Raw genomic sequence first — 17,601 nt, 5'->3', positions numbered from 1 at the left:
TATATAAAGTTCGTAAAGAACTTTCAAAATTAAACAGTAGGCAATTCTCCTTAGAAAGGAGGTGATCCAGCCGCACCTTCCGATACGGCTACCTTGTTACGACTTCACCCCAGTTATTGATTCCACCTTCGACGACTTCTTCCAAAAGGTTAGATAATCGGCTTCGGGCGTCTCCAACTCCCGTGGTGTGACGGGCGGTGTGTACAAGACCCGGGAACGCATTCACCGCAGCATTCTGATCTGCGATTACTAGTAACTCCAGCTTCATGTAGGCGAGTTTCAGCCTACAATCCGAACTGAGAGTAGCTTTAAGGGATTAGCTCCACCTTACGGCTTGGCAACCCTCTGTACTACCCATTGTAGCACGTGTGTAGCCCTAAGCATAAGGGGCATGATGATTTGACGTCATCCCCACCTTCCTCCAGGTTATCCCTGGCAGTCTCTCTAGAGTGCCCAACTTAATGATGGCAACTAAAGACAAGGGTTGCGCTCGTTGCGGGACTTAACCCAACATCTCACGACACGAGCTGACGACAACCATGCACCACCTGTCACCAATGTCCCCGAAGGGAACTCTCCGATTAAGGAGATGTCATTGGGATGTCAAGCTTAGGTAAGGTTCTTCGCGTTGCTTCGAATTAAACCACATGCTCCGCTACTTGTGCGGGTCCCCGTCAATTCCTTTGAGTTTCACTCTTGCGAGCGTACTTCCCAGGCGGAGTACTTAATGCGTTAGCTGCGGCACCGAGGGGGGTAACCCCCGACACCTAGTACTCATCGTTTACAGCGTGGACTACCAGGGTATCTAATCCTGTTTGCTCCCCACGCTTTCGTGCCTCAGCGTCAGTTACAGTCCAGAGAGCCGCCTTCGCAACTGGTGTTCCTCCTAATATCTACGCATTTCACCGCTACACTAGGAATTCCACTCTCCTCTCCTGCACTCAAGTCTCCCAGTTTCAAGAGCTTACTACGGTTGAGCCGTAGCCTTTCACTCCTGACTTGAAAGACCGCCTACGCACCCTTTACGCCCAGTAAATCCGGATAACGCTAGCCCCCTACGTATTACCGCGGCTGCTGGCACGTAGTTAGCCGGGGCTTCCTCCTCAAGTACCGTCATTATCTTCCTTGAGGACAGAGTTTTACGACCCGAAGGCCTTCATCACTCACGCGGCGTTGCTGCATCAGGCTTTCGCCCATTGTGCAATATTCCCCACTGCTGCCTCCCGTAGGAGTTTGGACCGTGTCTCAGTTCCAATGTGGCCGATCACCCTCTCAGGTCGGCTACTGATCGTCGCCTTGGTAAGCCGTTACCTTACCAACTAGCTAATCAGACGCGGGTCCATCCTGTACTGGCTCACCTTTGATATTTAAGAGATGCCTCTCAAATATATTATCCCGTATTAGCATACCTTTCGGTATGTTATCCGTGTGTACAGGGTAGGTTACCCACGCGTTACTCACCCGTCCGCCGCTCTTTACCGAAGTAAATCGCTCAACTTGCATGTGTTAGGCACGCCGCCAGCGTTCATCCTGAGCCAGGATCAAACTCTCAAATAAAAGTTTATCAGGCTCAGATACTATTGTTATCAAAATATCTGGCTTTATGGTTTGTTTCTTGTTTTATAAATTAACCTACTGTTTAATTTTCAAAGTTCTTTAAATTATTGTGGTGGGCCATCAGGGACTCGAACCCCAGACCTACCGGTTATGAGCCGGGCGCTCTAACCAACTGAGCTAATGGCCCACAATAATTTGTGGTGCCGAAGACCGGAATCGAACCGGTACGAGAGGTAAGTCCCGCAGGATTTTAAGTCCTGTGCGTCTGCCAGTTCCGCCACTTCGGCACATCACCTGGCTATGTCCTACTCTCCCAGGCAGTTTCCCACCAAGTACCATCAGCGCTAGAGAGCTTAACTTCTGTGTTCGGAATGGGAACAGGTGTATCCTCTCTGCTATTATAACCAGATTATTGTCTAAATTTTCATTTAACTTTTTTTCTAAGACAAGTATTATAATAACATCTTTGTCTTATTGTGTCAATACTTTTTTTATTCGATTTTTTGCCTTATAAAACTATTAAAAATCCATAAGTTTTGACAAGTTTAAAAATATAGAGTTAGCACTCTAAAAACTGCACATATATCTTAATGAATGACATCAAATAATATTGGTCAAGTCCTCGACCTATTAGTATCGATAAGCTAAATACATTGCTGCACTTACACCTTCGACCTATCAACCAGATAGTCTTTCTGGGGTCTTACCCTTGCGGTGGGAAATCTTATCTTGAAGTTGGCTTCGCGCTTAGATGCTTTCAGCGCTTATCCATTCCGTACATAGCTACCCAGCCATGCCCTTGGCAGGACAACTGGTACACCAGAGGTACGTCCATCCCGGTCCTCTCGTACTAAGGACAGGTCTTCTCAAATTTCCTACGCCTGCGACGGATAGGGACCGAACTGTCTCACGACGTTCTGAACCCAGCTCGCGTACCACTTTAATGGGCGAACAGCCCAACCCTTGGGACCTACTACAGCCCCAGGATGTGATGAGCCGACATCGAGGTGCCAAACCTCCCCGTCGATGTGGACTCTTGGGGGAGATAAGCCTGTTATCCCCAGGGTAGCTTTTATCCGTTGAGCGATGGCCCTTCCACGCAGAACCACCGGATCACTAAGTCCGATTTTCATCCTTGCTCGACCTGTATGTCTTGCAATCAAGCTCTCTTTTGCCTTTACACTCTACGTACGATTTCCGACCGTACTGAGAGAACCTTTGAGCGCCTCCGTTACCTTTTGGGAGGCGACCGCCCCAGTCAAACTGCCCACCTGACAGTGTCCCAAGACCAGATTCATGGCCTATGGTTAGAGTCCCAGTACTACAAGGGTGGTATCCCAAGGATGGCTCCGCCAAAACTGGCGTCCTGGTTTCAAAGCCTCCCACCTATCCTGTACATGTAGTACCAAGACCCAATGTCAAGCTACAGTAAAGCTCCATGGGGTCTTTCCGTCCTGTCGCAGGTATCCGGCATCTTCACCGGAATTACAATTTCACCGAGTCTGTTGTTGAGACAGTGCCCAAATCGTTACGCCTTTCGTGCGGGTCGGAACTTACCCGACAAGGAATTTCGCTACCTTAGGACCGTTATAGTTACGGCCGCCGTTTACTGGGGCTTAAGTTCACTGCTTCGATTGCTCTAACAGATCCCCTTAACCTTCCAGCACCGGGCAGGCGTCAGCTCCTATACATCGTCTTGCGACTTAGCAGAAACCTATGTTTTTGGTAAACAGTCGCTTGGGCCTATTCTCTGCGGCCACCTGATGGTGGCACCCCTTATCCCTAAGTTACGGGGTCATTTTGCCGAGTTCCTTAACAACAGTTCTCTCGCTGGCCTTAGGATACTCTCCTCACCCACCTGTGTCGGTTTGCGGTACGGGTACCTTTAACCTCGATAGAGACTTTTCTTGACAGTGTGAAATCAGCTACTTCGCTACTAAATTTCGCTCCCCATCACATCCCAGCATTATCAAAGCGGATTTGCCTACTTTGACTGCCTCAATGCTTGGGCACACATAACCAACAGTGTGCTTAGCTTATCCTACTGTGTCATCCCTTCTCTCAAACGGTTATCGGTAGTACAGGAATATCAACCTGTTGTCCATCACCTACGCCTTTCGGCCTCAGCTTAGGTCCCGACTAACCCAGGGCGGACGAACCTTCCCCTGGAAACCTTGGGTTTACGGCCTGTGGGATTCCCACCCACATTTCGCTACTCATGCCAACATTCTCACTCCCATACTGTCCACATGTCCTTACGGTCATGCTTCAACCCGTATGGGAAGCTCCCCTACCCATCATTACTGATGCCGTAGCTTCGGTAGTAAGTTTTAGCCCCGGAAATCTTCGGCGCAGGATCACTCGACCAGTGAGCTATTACGCACTCTTTGAATGAGTGGCTGCTTCTAAGCCAACATCCTGGTTGTCTGTGCAATCCCACATCCTTTACCACTTAACTTACATTTAGGGACCTTAGCTGACGATCTGGGCTGTTGCCCTTTCGACTATGAATCTTATCACCCACAGTCTGACTCCCAAGTATAAGATGACGGCATTCGGAGTTTGATAGTCTTCGGTAGGTGCAATACCCCCTAGGACATTCAGTGCTCTACCTCCGTATCTCTCACCTTGAGGCTAGCCCTAAAGCTATTTCGGGGAGAACCAGCTATCTCCGGGCTCGATTGGAATTTCACCGCTACCCACAAGTCATCCCCGAGCTTTTCAACGCTCGTGGGTTCGGACCTCCACGAAATTTTACTTTCGCTTCATCCTGCTCATGGGTAGGTCGCCCGGTTTCGGGTCTACGTCAAGTAACTGAACGCTCAGTTAAAACTCGCTTTCGCTACGGCTCCGCACCTTAAGTGCTTAACCTTGCTACTTAACGTAACTCGTTGGCCCGTTCTACAAAAAGTACGCGGTCACACAAGAAATGTGCTTCCACAGCTTGTAAGTGCAGGGTTTCAGGTTCTATTTCACTCCCCTCCCGGGGTTCTTTTCACCTTTCCCTCACGGTACTATACGCTATCGGTCACTAGGTAGTATTTAGCCTTGGAGGGTGGTCCCTCCTGCTTCCCACAGGGTTTCACGTGTCCCGTGGTACTCTGGATCATATCTAAAGTCTTTTCGTTTAACATACAGGACTATTACCTTCTGTGGTGGGTCTTTCCAAACCTCTTCAATTACGATACCTCTTCGTTATGATATGTCCGCAACCCCAATAAAGAAAACTTTATTGGTTTGGGCTAATCCGCGTTCGCTCGCCGCTACTTACGGAATCGAATTTCTTTCTCTTCCTTCAGGTACTTAGATGTTTCAGTTCCCTGAGTTCCCCTCATTAAGCTATGTATTCACTTAATGATACTTAGACATTACTCTAAGTGAGTTTCCTCATTCGGAAATCTTCGGATCAAAGTTTACGTGCAACTCCCCGAAGCTTATCGCAGCTTATCACGTCCTTCATCGGCTCCTAGTGCCAAGGCATCCGCCCTGCACCCTTAATAACTTGACCAGTTAAAAAGGTTTGATAGATTAGAAGCTATCAACTTCGATAATTTTAAAAAGTTATCAGCTTTATATATTACAAATTAGATGTCATATCACTAAATATATATGCAGTTTTCAAAGTGCTAACGCACAGCGCCAACGAATAAATCCCGTTGCTTAAAGTGCTAATTTTGAGTATTCGTAAAAACGAACCCTCAAAATTAAACAGTAGGTAATTCTCCTTAGAAAGGAGGTGATCCAGCCGCACCTTCCGATACGGCTACCTTGTTACGACTTCACCCCAGTTATTGATTCCACCTTCGACGACTTCTTCCAAAAGGTTAGATAATCGGCTTCGGGCGTCTCCAACTCCCGTGGTGTGACGGGCGGTGTGTACAAGACCCGGGAACGCATTCACCGCAGCATTCTGATCTGCGATTACTAGTAACTCCAGCTTCATGTAGGCGAGTTTCAGCCTACAATCCGAACTGAGAGTAGCTTTAAGGGATTAGCTCCACCTTACGGCTTGGCAACCCTCTGTACTACCCATTGTAGCACGTGTGTAGCCCTAAGCATAAGGGGCATGATGATTTGACGTCATCCCCACCTTCCTCCAGGTTATCCCTGGCAGTCTCTCTAGAGTGCCCAACTTAATGATGGCAACTAAAGACAAGGGTTGCGCTCGTTGCGGGACTTAACCCAACATCTCACGACACGAGCTGACGACAACCATGCACCACCTGTCACCAATGTCCCCCGAAGGGAACTCTCCGATTAAGGAGATGTCATTGGGATGTCAAGCTTAGGTAAGGTTCTTCGCGTTGCTTCGAATTAAACCACATGCTCCGCTACTTGTGCGGGTCCCCGTCAATTCCTTTGAGTTTCACTCTTGCGAGCGTACTTCCCAGGCGGAGTACTTAATGCGTTAGCTGCGGCACCGAGGGGGGTAACCCCCGACACCTAGTACTCATCGTTTACAGCGTGGACTACCAGGGTATCTAATCCTGTTTGCTCCCCACGCTTTCGTGCCTCAGCGTCAGTTACAGTCCAGAGAGCCGCCTTCGCAACTGGTGTTCCTCCTAATATCTACGCATTTCACCGCTACACTAGGAATTCCACTCTCCTCTCCTGCACTCAAGTCTCCCAGTTTCAAGAGCTTACTACGGTTGAGCCGTAGCCTTTCACTCCTGACTTGAAAGACCGCCTACGCACCCTTTACGCCCAGTAAATCCGGATAACGCTAGCCCCCTACGTATTACCGCGGCTGCTGGCACGTAGTTAGCCGGGGCTTCCTCCTCAAGTACCGTCATTATCTTCCTTGAGGACAGAGTTTTACGACCCGAAGGCCTTCATCACTCACGCGGCGTTGCTGCATCAGGCTTTCGCCCATTGTGCAATATTCCCCACTGCTGCCTCCCGTAGGAGTTTGGACCGTGTCTCAGTTCCAATGTGGCCGATCACCCTCTCAGGTCGGCTACTGATCGTCGCCTTGGTAAGCCGTTACCTTACCAACTAGCTAATCAGACGCGGGTCCATCCTGTACTGGCTCACCTTTGATATTCAAGAGATGCCTCTCAAATATATTATCCCGTATTAGCATACCTTTCGGTATGTTATCCGTGTGTACAGGGTAGGTTACCCACGCGTTACTCACCCGTCCGCCGCTCTTTACCGAAGTAAATCGCTCAACTTGCATGTGTTAGGCACGCCGCCAGCGTTCATCCTGAGCCAGGATCAAACTCTCAAATAAAAGTTTATCAGGCTCAGATACTATTGTTATCAAAATATCTGGCTTTATGGTTTGTTTCTTAATATAAATTAACCTACTGTTTAATTTTCAATGTTCGTGTTTATTTCTTGTTCCTTTTTTCAAGGACAAGTAATACTATACCATCTTTAAAACAGTAGGTCAATACTTTTTTTATATTTTTTTATAAATTTTTTTCATATTCTTTTTTCAGCTTCTCTACTACCTTTTTCTCTAGTCTAGAAACAGTCATCTGTGATATCCCTAGTTCTTTAGCTATACTAGATTGTGTTTTATCAAAGAAAAATCTATCTTTAAAAATTTTAACTTCTAATTCATTTAAAGTTTCAATAAACTTATTAATAAAATCTTCATACTCTATACTTCCAAAGTTACCTTCTTCTTTTCCAATCTTATCAATAAGAGTTATATCTTTATCCTCTGAATCATCATTACTTGATGAATCCAAAGACATTGGTTGATATCCATAAGAAGCCTCCATAGCCTCTAAAACATCTTCTTCACTAACGCCTATATAATCAGCTATATCTTTTACCTTTGGATGCTTCTTATTTTCTTGTTCTAATTTAATCTTCGCATCACTTATCTTTTTGCTTAATTCCTGTATTCTTCTTGGGACTCTAAGTGTCCATACTTTATCTCTAAAATACTTTTTTATTTCTCCTACTATAGTTGGTGTTGCAAAGCTGGAGAACTCAAATCCTTTCTCAACATCATATCTATCAATAGCATAAATTAATGCCAATGAAGCAACTTGATATATATCTTCAAAATCAACACCTTTGTTTATATACTTCTTAGCTAACAATCTTGCTAAATACAGATGTCTTTCAATAAGAATATTTCTAATGTCTACATTTTTATTTTTATTATATAAATTAAATAGCTCTTTTGTATCCATATTTAGGTAATGTGTAGCATTAGCTACATTTTTCATTAAATATCAACTCCTAAATATTTAGTCATTTTTATTTTTGTCCCTTGATTATGTTCTGATTCAATATCTACATCATCCATTAAAGTTTTAATTATAAACAATCCAAGACCACTCTCTTTTGGATTCTCTAAATCTGGTGTACTTATTGAGCTAACATCATATCCTTTTCCATTATCTTGAATTTCTATATTAATTGCATTATCTAAAATATTAAATACTATATAAAACACATCATCTTTACTGTGTTTTATTGCATTTGTACATGCTTCAGATACTGCTACCTTTATATCTTCTATATCATCTATTGGAAAACCCATCTTATTGGCAATTCCAGATGCTGTTAATCTTATTATACTAACATAATCTGGATTTGTAGTAATTTCCATCTTTATAGTCTCACAAGCCAAAGTTTATCCCTCCACTTTAAATATTTTATCTAGACCTGTTATAGTAAAAATCTTTCTTACGTTACTCTTAGGATTTACTATGTATATCTCTTTTTCATTTATTTTTAATTTTTTTAATACACCTATCATAGCTCCTAAGCCTGTTGAGTCTATATAATCTAAATCTTTAAGATTAATCTTTACATCTAACATATTTTTTTCTATTAAAGCATGTAAATGTTCCTTTAGTTTATCTGCTGTAGAAACATCAAGTTCTCCATCAAGACAAACATTCCAAAATTTATTTTGTGAATCTAAATTTGAATCAATATTCATAGACATGTAAAAACCTCCTATTTCCTTTTAATAATTTTAAATATATTTCCTATACTCAATATTTTATTAATTACATAAACTATATCATCTATTCCCTTTGATATTGATGATGCATTTTCAACAATATCTTGTATATGTCTTTCATTATAATCTACAATCTTATATGCCTTTTCAACAACCTTATTTATGCTGTTTAGAGTTTTAGCTAAATAAATTGCTACTATAAGAGCAGAGCTTCCTACTAACACTGCTCCAATTTGCCACCCCCATGCATTCATTAGTTAACATCTCCCTCATCATCAAAGCTTTTACTTATTACTATATCTTCTTCTGAAATCTTTATATCTTCTTCATTATTATCATCATCCACTAAATTTATTATTCTCTCTTTAACATCATTAAATGTTTCATGTAGAACTTCTTTTGGATTTTCTTTAACATCATTAAACTTCTCTTTTGTTTCTTTTCTTAGTTCAGAACCTTTTTTAGGTGCAAAAAACATACCAAATATAAACCCTAAAATAGCTCCTAATAATAAAAATCCACCTTTTTTACAACTTCTTTTATTGCACATAACAATTACTCCTTTCAATTTTAAATTTTTATCTAACTACATTATACAAAAAGAATAGGATATTTATCCTATTCTTCTTCAATATTTATTTTGGCAATCGAAACTACATTGACTTCATCATTCGTCTTCATTAATTTAACACCACTTGTAACTCTTCCAAACAGTGATATTTCATTGACTCTTATTCTAATAAGAACTCCATCAGAATTTATAATCATTATCTCATCATCTTCGTTGACCATATCTGCACCTACAATTGTACCAGTTTTTTCAGATATATTATAAGTTTTAATTCCTTTACCAGCTCTTATTTGACTTCTATACTCTTCTATATTTGTTCTCTTTCCAAAACCATTCTTACTTACAACTAACACATCTGTACCTTTACTGCAAAGGTTCATAGACACAACAAAATCTTCTTTACTTAAAGTTATACCTTTTACACCCATTGCTGTTCTACCCATATATCTTATATCATTTTCATCAAATCTTATAGACATACCTTCTTTAGTTACTAAAAGTACTTCTTGTTTTCCATCTGTAAGTTCTACTCCAATAAGCTCATCATCATCTCTTAAACCTATAGCAATAAGACCAGATTTATTTATATTTTTGAACTCTTCTCTCTTAGTCTTTTTAACAATACCTTTTTTCGTTGCAAGTAATAAATATTCATTTTCATCATTACCATCAATAGGTATTAGAGTAGCAATTTTCTCATCTGCTGACAATTGAAGTAAATTCACTATAGCAGTACCTTTAGCCTGTCTCTTACCTTCTGGTATTTCATATGCATTTAATTTAAATACTCTACCTTTATTTGTAAAGAATAATAGTCTACTATGAGTAGTTGTAGTTACCAAGTGCCTTACAAAATCTTCTTCTCTAGTTGTAAGTGCTGAAATACCTCTTCCACCCCTTTTTTGACTCTTATAAGTATCAGATGGAAGCCTTTTTATATATCCAAAGTGAGTAAGAGTTATTGCTATTTCTTCATCACTTATAAGATCTCTCATATCTATTTCGCCTTCAGCATGTCTTATTTCTGTTCTTCTCTCATCAGAGTAATTTTCTTTTATTATTGTAATTTCATCCTTTATTACATTTAAAAGTAATCTTTCATCAGCTAAAATCTCTTTTAATCTATTTATCTTCTTGATTAAATCTTCATATTCAGCTTCTATCTTATCTCTTTCTAAACCTGTAAGTCTTTGAAGTCTCATATCTAATATAGCTTGTGCTTGGATTTCAGTTAATTTGAATTTTTCTATTAAACCTAGCTTAGCTTCTTGCCCAGTCTTTGAAGCTCTTATCAAGCTTATAACAGCATCTATATTATCTAAAGCAATCTTTAATCCTTCTAAAATATGTGCTCTTGCTTCAGCTTTATTTAGTTCAAATTTAGTTCTTCTTGTAACAACATCTTCTTGATGTTTAATATAATGATATAATATTTGTTTAAGATTTAAAACTCTTGGCTGACCATCTACAAGTGCAAGCATTATTATACTAAAAGTATCTTCCATTTGAGAATGTTTATACAAATTATTTAATACTATATTAGCATTAGCATCCCTCTTTAATTCTATAACAATTCTCATACCATTTCTATTACTTTCGTCTCTTAGGTCTGATATACCTTCTATTCTCTTTTCTTTAACTAACTCTGCTATTCTTTCAACGAGTTTAGCCTTATTTACTTGATAAGGTATTTCTGTAACTATTATTTGCTGTTTTCCTTTTGGTAGCTCTTCTATAAAAGCTCTAGACCTAACTTTAACTTTTCCTCTTCCAGTTCTGTATGCTTCTGCTATACTTTCTTTTCCCATTATAATTGCAGCTGTAGGGAAATCTGGTCCTTGAACAAATTTTATTAAATCATCTACACTACACTCTGGATTATCTATCAAATATACAGTTGCATCAATTACTTCTGCTAAATTATGTGGAGGTATTGAAGTTGCCATACCAACAGCTATACCATTTGAGCCATTTACTAATAAATTAGGATATCTAGCTGGCAATACTGAAGGCTCTTTTAACGACTCATCAAAGTTTGGTTTAAAGTCTACAGTTTCCTTTTCAATATCTCTTAGTAGTTCTAATGATAATTTACTCATTTTAGCTTCTGTATAACGCATAGCAGCTGGTGAATCCCCATCAACAGAACCAAAGTTACCATGACCATCTACTAAAAGTGCTCTAGTTGAAAAATCTTGTGCCATTCTTACCATAGCATAATAAACAGCAGTATCTCCATGAGGATGGTACTTACCTAAAACGTCCCCAACAATACGAGCTGACTTCCTGTATGGTTTATCTGGAGTTAAATTTAACTCACTCATTGAATATAATATTCTTCTATGAACTGGCTTTAAACCATCTCTAACATCAGGAAGAGCACGTCCAGCTATAACACTCATTGAATAATCAATATACGATTTTTTCATTTCTTCCGCTATTTCAATAGGGAGTATTTTGTTATTTTCTTCCATGTATACTAATCCCCTCTCTCTATATATCTAAGTTTCTAACAAATCTTGCATTTTCTTCTATAAATTCTTTTCTTGGAGCAACCTTATCACCCATAAGCATTGAAAATACTTCATCTGCAATTGCAGCATCTTCTACAGTAACTTGTAATAAAGTTCTTGTCTCAGGATTCATAGTTGTTTCCCATAATTGCTCTGCATTCATCTCTCCAAGACCTTTGTACCTTTGAAGTTCAACACCATTTCTTCCAATTTCATCTAGTAAGATATTTAACTCTTTATCTGAGTAAACATAATGTTCCTTCTTTTGCTTTGTCACTTTATATAAAGGTGGCTGTGCTGCATAAACATACCCCTCATCTATAAGAGGTCTCATATATCTAAAGAAGAATGTTAATAATAAAGTTCTTATATGGGCTCCGTCTACATCAGCATCGGTCATAATTATAATTTTATGATACCTAGCCTTATCTATATCAAAATCTTCTCCAATACCACAACCATAAGCTGTTATCATATTTTTTATTTCATCTGAAGATAGTATCCTATCTAGTCTTGATTTCTCAACATTAAGTATTTTCCCTCTTAATGGAAGTATAGCTTGACTATTTCTATCTCTACCTTGTTTAGCTGAACCTCCCGCTGAATCCCCTTCGACTAAGAATATTTCACTTTTAGATGGATCTTTTTCTGCACAATCTGCAAGTTTTCCAGGTAAAGATGTACTTTCTAATACACTTTTTCTCCTTGTTAATTCTCTTGCTTTTTTTGCAGCTTCTCTAGCTCTTTGTGCTCTTAAAGCTTTATCAACTATGATTCTTGCTGTTGATGGGTTTTCTTCTAGGAAAGACCCCAGTTCATCAACTGTTACACTATCAACTATACCTCTCATAAAGCTATTACCTAGCTTTGTTTTAGTTTGACCTTCAAATTGAGGTTCTGGTAATTTAACTGATACTACTGCTGTAAGACCTTCTCTTATGTCTTCACCAAGTAGGTTAACATCATTTTCCTTTAAAAATTTATTTCTCTTAGCATAATCATTTACAGTTTTAGTAAGAGCTGCTTTAAATCCACTTAAATGAGAACCACCTTCATGTGTATTTATATTGTTTGCAAAAGAATATATGTTCTCTGTATAACCATCTGTATATTGCATAGCTAGTTCAACAAAACAATCATCAACCTTTTTATCTATATAAACTATGTCATCATGTATACCAGTTCTAGATTTATTTAAATACTTAATATATTCTACCAAACCACCTGTATAGTGAAATTCTTTTCTTTTTTCTTGTCCTTCTCTTTTATCTTCAAATACTATTTTTATTCCTTTATTCAAGAAAGAAAGTTCTCTAAGCCTATACTCCAATGTTTCATATTTAAACTCTATTTCATCAAATATTGTCTCATCTGGCATAAATTGAATCATTGTTCCTTTATCTTGAGATTCTCCAACTACTTCAAGCTTAGATGTTGGCAATCCTTTCTCATATGTCTGCTTATATATCTTTCCGTTTAAATAAACCTCTGCTACCATCCATTTTGACAATGCATTAACTACAGAAACACCAACTCCATGAAGACCTCCAGATACTTTATATCCTCCGCCTCCAAACTTTCCTCCTGCATGAAGATTAGTTAATACTGTTTCTAAAGTTGATTTACCAGTTTTAGGATGTATTTCAACAGGTATACCTCTTCCGTTATCTTTTACTAAAACACTGCCATCTTCATTAATAGATACATATATGTCTGAACAATATCCTTGTAAAGCCTCATCTATACTATTATCTACAACTTCATAAACTAAGTGATGTAAACCTCTAGGGCTTGTACTACCAATATACATACCTGGTCTTTTTCTAACGGCTTCTAATCCCTCTAATACTTGTATCTGACTTGCACCGTATTCTTGTTTCATTTAATTTCCTCCATTCTCTATGCTAATAACATCGCCATTTTCAATATTAAATATTGTAACATTTTTTTCATCAAATATTTTTTTATGTGAAACTTCAGCACTTGTTATAAACATTTGAACATTGCTTAAATTATTTACTAAAAGTTTTTGTCTTGCTTCATCTAACTCACTAAAAACATCATCTAAAATTAATACTGGATATTCTTCAACTTCATTTTTTATTAATTCTATCTCTGATAACTTTAATGATATTGAAGCAGTTCTTTGTTGACCTTGTGAACCAAAAAGTCTTGCATCTAAATCATTTATGAATATATTTAAGTCATCTTTGTGTATACCATATCTGGTAGTCTTAGATTCTATATCATTAGGTCTATTCGATGACAACTTGGCTAAAAATTTATTATATACTGTATCTATAGTATCTTCATCAGTTATATTTATTTGATTTTTATATCGAATTGATAATCTTTCAACTCCATTAGTCAAATTCATATGCATATTTTCAGATATATTAGCTATCTTTTTTATAAAGTCTCTACGCAAAATATAAATATAACTTCCATACTTTGCTAACGTATCATCATATACATCTAATAAAGCTTCATCAACATGTATATTTTTAAGCACCCTACTCCTTTGAGAAAGTGTTTTATTATAATTGGTAAGATATTTATAATATTTAGGTATAATCTGACTAATCTCTTTGTCTATAAATGCCCTTCTTTCTTTAGGACCCTCTTTAACCAACCTTAAATCCTCAGGAGAAAATATAACAACATTTAAGTTGCCAAGTAGTTCTTGTATCTTTTGTAAAGGAACTTTATTTATTCTTATCCCTTTTTTATCTTTTCCAATAATTAGCTCTATTAGACTATATTTATTATATTTTGAAAAACTTCCTCCAATATATAAGTTTTCACTATTAAATCTAACCATTTCTTTATCTTTGTTAGTCCTAAATGATTTTCCAAAAGAAAGCATATAAATAGATTCTACTATATTTGTCTTTCCTTGACCATTTTTACCAACAAGTAGATTTACTTTCCCATTAAATTCCAGATGCAACTTTTTATAATTTCTAAAATTAACAAGTTGCAAACTTTTAAGTTTCACAAAAAGTTCTCCTTTTTTTACAATACTTTTATTTTAGTTCCTTCTATTTCAACTATATCTCCTGATTTTATCTTTTTTCCTCTTCTTAATTCTATTTCATCATTTACTGTCACTAAACCTTCTTGAATTAAAAATTTTGCATGACCTCCTGTTGATGCAATCTCTGCTAATTTAAGAAATTGATCCAACTTTATATATTCTGATTCTATAGTTATTTCAGTCATAATAGTTCCTCCTTGTCACTATTTTAAACAAATTCCTATTGATACACTAAAAGTATATTATACCATAAATATGCTTATAAAAGGAGTTGTCTAAGATTAGAAAAATTTTCTACAAAAGACAACTCCTTCATGTCTGCTATATATTTGATGATATTCTTACTGGAAGCAGTAAGTAAATATAATTAACATCATCTGTTGGTTTAATTATACAAGGATTTACATTTGTAGTAAATTCTATAAATATTTCCTCATTATCTATATTTTTCAAACCTTCGATAAAATATCTAGAATTGAAAGCTATATCTAGGTAATCTCCATCTAAATCTATTTCAACTTCTTCATACACATTTCCTTTTTCTGTATTAGAAGTAATTGCCATTACTTTATCTCTTATAGATAACTTTATAAGATTATTTTTTTCTGATTGAGACAATAAAGACGCTCTCTCTATACTATTTAAAAGTTCCTTAGTATTTAATTTAACTCTGCTGTTATGTTCTCTTGGCAATAATTTTTTATAATCAATAAAATCTCCTTCAAGCAATCTTGTAATAATTTTCGTATCATTAATTATAAAAATAGCATTTTTTTCGTTAAATCCAACTTTAACATTATCCTCTCCAGAAAGCAAACTATTTACATCTATAAGTGTCTTTCCAGGAATTATGACTTTTATATTTTCAGTTAAACTATCAACCGAACAACTTTTTACAGCTAATCTATATCCATCAATTGCTACTAAATTTAAGTTTCTATCTACAATTTCTAAAAGTTCTCCCATTAAAACAGGTTTTGTTTGGTCCTGTGAGATAGCAAATACAGTTTGTTTAATCATATTTTTTAGGATTTCTTGAGGTATGCTATATAAATCTTCTTCATTTAATTCTGGTAATTTAGGAAATTCTTTTGCTGCATAACCTTTAATTTTAAATCTTGAATTTACACAATTTATGTAAATATTATTTTCTGAATCAGTTTCTATCTCAACAAAGGAATCTGGTAATTTTCTAATTATATCTCCAAATAGCCTTGCATCTACAACAACATCACCTTTTTCTATGATTTCTGCTTGTACATAAGTTTCTATTCCTATTTCAGCATCATATCCAGTAAGTTTTAATTGACCTTCTTCTGTAGATATAAGTATACCTTTTAATAATTCTATTGTTGTTTTTCCATTAATAGCTTTTTGAGCAATTCCAATTCTATTTGCTAGGATTTTTTGATTACAAATTATTTTCAATGTGGATAACCTCCTCTGGCTTTTTATATATAAAAATAAGTTAAAATCATAGTAGTAATAGTAGTAGGTGTTGTTGATAATGTTAATAAGTATGTATAACATTATAAATACAAAGATATTAACATGTGTATAAGATGTTAATATCTTTGTTATTTTAGACTTGATAATTTGTTAATAATTTTTGTTCAAAAAAAGTATTAACAGGTTATTCAAGAGATATAAACATACAATTGTGTATAAATTATCCCTTCAAATCTGATATAATTTTGTCTATTTTAGTCTTAATTTCTTCACTTTCTTCTATATCCTTAGATACTTTGTCATGAGCATGAATTACTGTTGTATGGTCTCTACCCCCAAACTCTTCACCTATTTTAGGAAGGGATAAATCAGTAAGCTCGCGCGTTAAATACATAGCTATCTGTCTTGGATAAGCTATTGAACGTGTTCTTTTTTTAGAATTAAAATCTTCCATCTTTAAATTGAATACAGAAGATACTTTTTCTTTTATTCTGAGAACATTTATTTCTTCATTTTTAGAAGTTGTTATAATATCTTTTAAAGCTTCTGTAGCAAGATCAAAAGATATTACCCTATTGCTAAGAGAAGAATAAGCAACCACTCTAGTTAATGCACCTTCTAGTTCCCTTATGTTTGACTTAATATTTTTTGCTATATATGACATAACCTCATTTGGCACATCTATACGTTCTAGTTGAGCCTTTTTTCTAAGTATAGCAATTCTTGTCTCAAAGTCAGGTGCTTGAATATCAGTTATAAGTCCCATTTCAAATCTCGATCTTAGCCTATCTTCTAGTGTAGGTATGTCTTTTGGCGGTCTATCACTAGATATAATTATTTGTTTGTTTGCTTCATGAAGAGTATTGAATGTATGGAAAAACTCTTCTTGAGTTCTTTCTTTTCCTGCTATAAATTGAATATCGTCGATTAGTAATACATCTACGTTTCTATATTTATTCCTAAATTCTTCGTTTTTATCGTCTTTTATAGAGTTTATAAGTTCATTAGTAAATTTTTCTGAAGAAACGTAAACTACTTTTGAGTCTTTTTTTTGACTAACAATATGATGACCTATAGCATGCATTAGGTGAGTCTTACCTAATCCAACTCCTCCATACAAAAAAAGTGGGTTATAAGCTTTAGCTGGAGATTCTGCAACTGCAACGCATGCAGCATGTGCAAATCTATTGCTATTACCAATAACGAATGTATCAAATGTGTATTTTGGATTTAGATTGGGGTAAAGAACTCTATAATTTAAATCTGTGCTATCAGAATTTAAATCAGCAACCTCTTTTTCGCTCAATACAAATTTAATATTATATTTTTTTAATGACAGTTGACTAATAGCATCTTCAATTAAATGTAAATATCTATTCTCTAAGATATCTTTATTAAAATCACTAGGAGCCAGTAAGATTAAATCATTAAGATGTATTTTTAATGGTACGATGTTTTTAAAAAAGGTATTAAAACTTACTGAAGTTAAGTCACCTTTTATTAATTGTAGGGTTTTGTCCCATAAAGAAACTATATCCAT

The 17,601-nt window shown here is 36.6% G+C and carries 11 protein-coding genes, 2 tRNA genes and 4 rRNA genes; all 17 read right to left on the bottom strand.

The features are described from left to right. Positions 1–54 precede the first annotated feature (54 nt). The 17 genes from CDIF1296T_RS00085 to dnaA all read right to left on the bottom strand — a co-directional run bounded on the left by CDIF1296T_RS00085 (position 55) and on the right by dnaA (position 17,601). Positions 55–1,557, bottom strand: a 16S ribosomal RNA gene (locus tag CDIF1296T_RS00085). Positions 1,558–1,667: 110 nt separating this feature from the next. Continuing rightward, a tRNA-Ile gene (locus CDIF1296T_RS00080) sits at positions 1,668–1,744 on the bottom strand. Positions 1,745–1,755: 11 nt separating this feature from the next. Continuing rightward, a tRNA-Leu gene (locus CDIF1296T_RS00075) sits at positions 1,756–1,844 on the bottom strand. Positions 1,845–1,849: 5 nt separating this feature from the next. Continuing rightward, positions 1,850–1,966, bottom strand: a 5S ribosomal RNA gene (rrf, locus tag CDIF1296T_RS00070). A 201-nt stretch (positions 1,967–2,167) separates the two neighbouring features. Then, positions 2,168–5,065 (bottom strand): 23S ribosomal RNA (locus CDIF1296T_RS00065). Between the two features lie 221 nt (positions 5,066–5,286). Further along, positions 5,287–6,790 (bottom strand): 16S ribosomal RNA (locus CDIF1296T_RS00060). The 16S, 23S and 5S rRNA genes sit together here with 2 tRNA genes alongside, the layout of an rRNA operon. A gap of 181 nt (positions 6,791–6,971) precedes the next feature. Next, a complete protein-coding gene (locus CDIF1296T_RS00055; protein ID WP_003420464.1) occupies positions 6,972–7,745 on the bottom strand; it encodes a SigB/SigF/SigG family RNA polymerase sigma factor in 774 nt (257 codons plus the stop codon). After that, positions 7,745–8,152, bottom strand: a complete 408-nt coding sequence (locus tag CDIF1296T_RS00050) for an ATP-binding protein (RefSeq protein ID WP_009898866.1) — start codon at positions 8,150–8,152, stop codon at positions 7,745–7,747. Before CDIF1296T_RS00050 ends, CDIF1296T_RS00055 begins: the two co-directional genes overlap by 1 nt. Before the next feature lie 3 nt (positions 8,153–8,155). Then, entirely contained in the window at positions 8,156–8,473 is a 318-nt protein-coding gene (locus tag CDIF1296T_RS00045) for an STAS domain-containing protein (RefSeq protein ID WP_003429306.1), read from the bottom strand. 11 nt (positions 8,474–8,484) lie between these two features. Further along, positions 8,485–8,745, bottom strand: a complete 261-nt coding sequence (locus tag CDIF1296T_RS00040; RefSeq protein ID WP_003420469.1) for a hypothetical protein — start codon at positions 8,743–8,745, stop codon at positions 8,485–8,487. Beyond that, positions 8,745–9,041, bottom strand: coding sequence for a YtxH domain-containing protein (locus CDIF1296T_RS00035; protein WP_003420471.1), 297 nt, complete (start codon positions 9,039–9,041; stop codon positions 8,745–8,747). The genes CDIF1296T_RS00040 and CDIF1296T_RS00035 overlap by 1 nt, the downstream gene beginning before the upstream one ends. Positions 9,042–9,109: 68 nt before the next feature. Further along, entirely contained in the window at positions 9,110–11,536 is a 2,427-nt protein-coding gene (gene gyrA / locus CDIF1296T_RS00030; protein WP_003429305.1) for a DNA gyrase subunit A, read from the bottom strand. Between the two features lie 19 nt (positions 11,537–11,555). Continuing rightward, positions 11,556–13,457 carry a DNA topoisomerase (ATP-hydrolyzing) subunit B gene (gyrB, locus tag CDIF1296T_RS00025; protein ID WP_003434229.1) on the bottom strand — a complete coding sequence of 634 codons (1,902 nt, stop codon included), beginning with the start codon at positions 13,455–13,457 and terminating at the stop codon, positions 11,556–11,558. Further along, positions 13,458–14,573 (bottom strand): DNA replication/repair protein RecF, encoded by a 1,116-nt coding sequence (gene recF, locus CDIF1296T_RS00020; protein WP_003429303.1) that lies wholly within the window; start codon positions 14,571–14,573, stop codon positions 13,458–13,460. A gap of 17 nt (positions 14,574–14,590) precedes the next feature. Further along, on the bottom strand, positions 14,591–14,797 hold the full coding sequence (gene yaaA, locus CDIF1296T_RS00015) for a S4 domain-containing protein YaaA (protein ID WP_003420479.1): 207 nt from the start codon (positions 14,795–14,797) through the stop codon (positions 14,591–14,593). 136 nt (positions 14,798–14,933) lie between these two features. Beyond that, positions 14,934–16,040, bottom strand: coding sequence for a DNA polymerase III subunit beta (dnaN, locus tag CDIF1296T_RS00010; protein WP_003420481.1), 1,107 nt, complete (start codon positions 16,038–16,040; stop codon positions 14,934–14,936). A gap of 241 nt (positions 16,041–16,281) precedes the next feature. Continuing rightward, positions 16,282–17,601, bottom strand: a complete 1,320-nt coding sequence (gene dnaA / locus CDIF1296T_RS00005) for a chromosomal replication initiator protein DnaA (RefSeq protein ID WP_003420483.1) — start codon at positions 17,599–17,601, stop codon at positions 16,282–16,284.

The sequence above is a fragment of the Clostridioides difficile ATCC 9689 = DSM 1296 genome, assembly GCF_001077535.1.
In the GTDB taxonomy this organism is placed as follows: Bacteria; Bacillota; Clostridia; order Peptostreptococcales; family Peptostreptococcaceae; genus Clostridioides; species Clostridioides difficile.
Note: the sequence above shows the minus strand (reverse complement) of the source record. Positions and strands in the feature narration are given on the sequence as shown.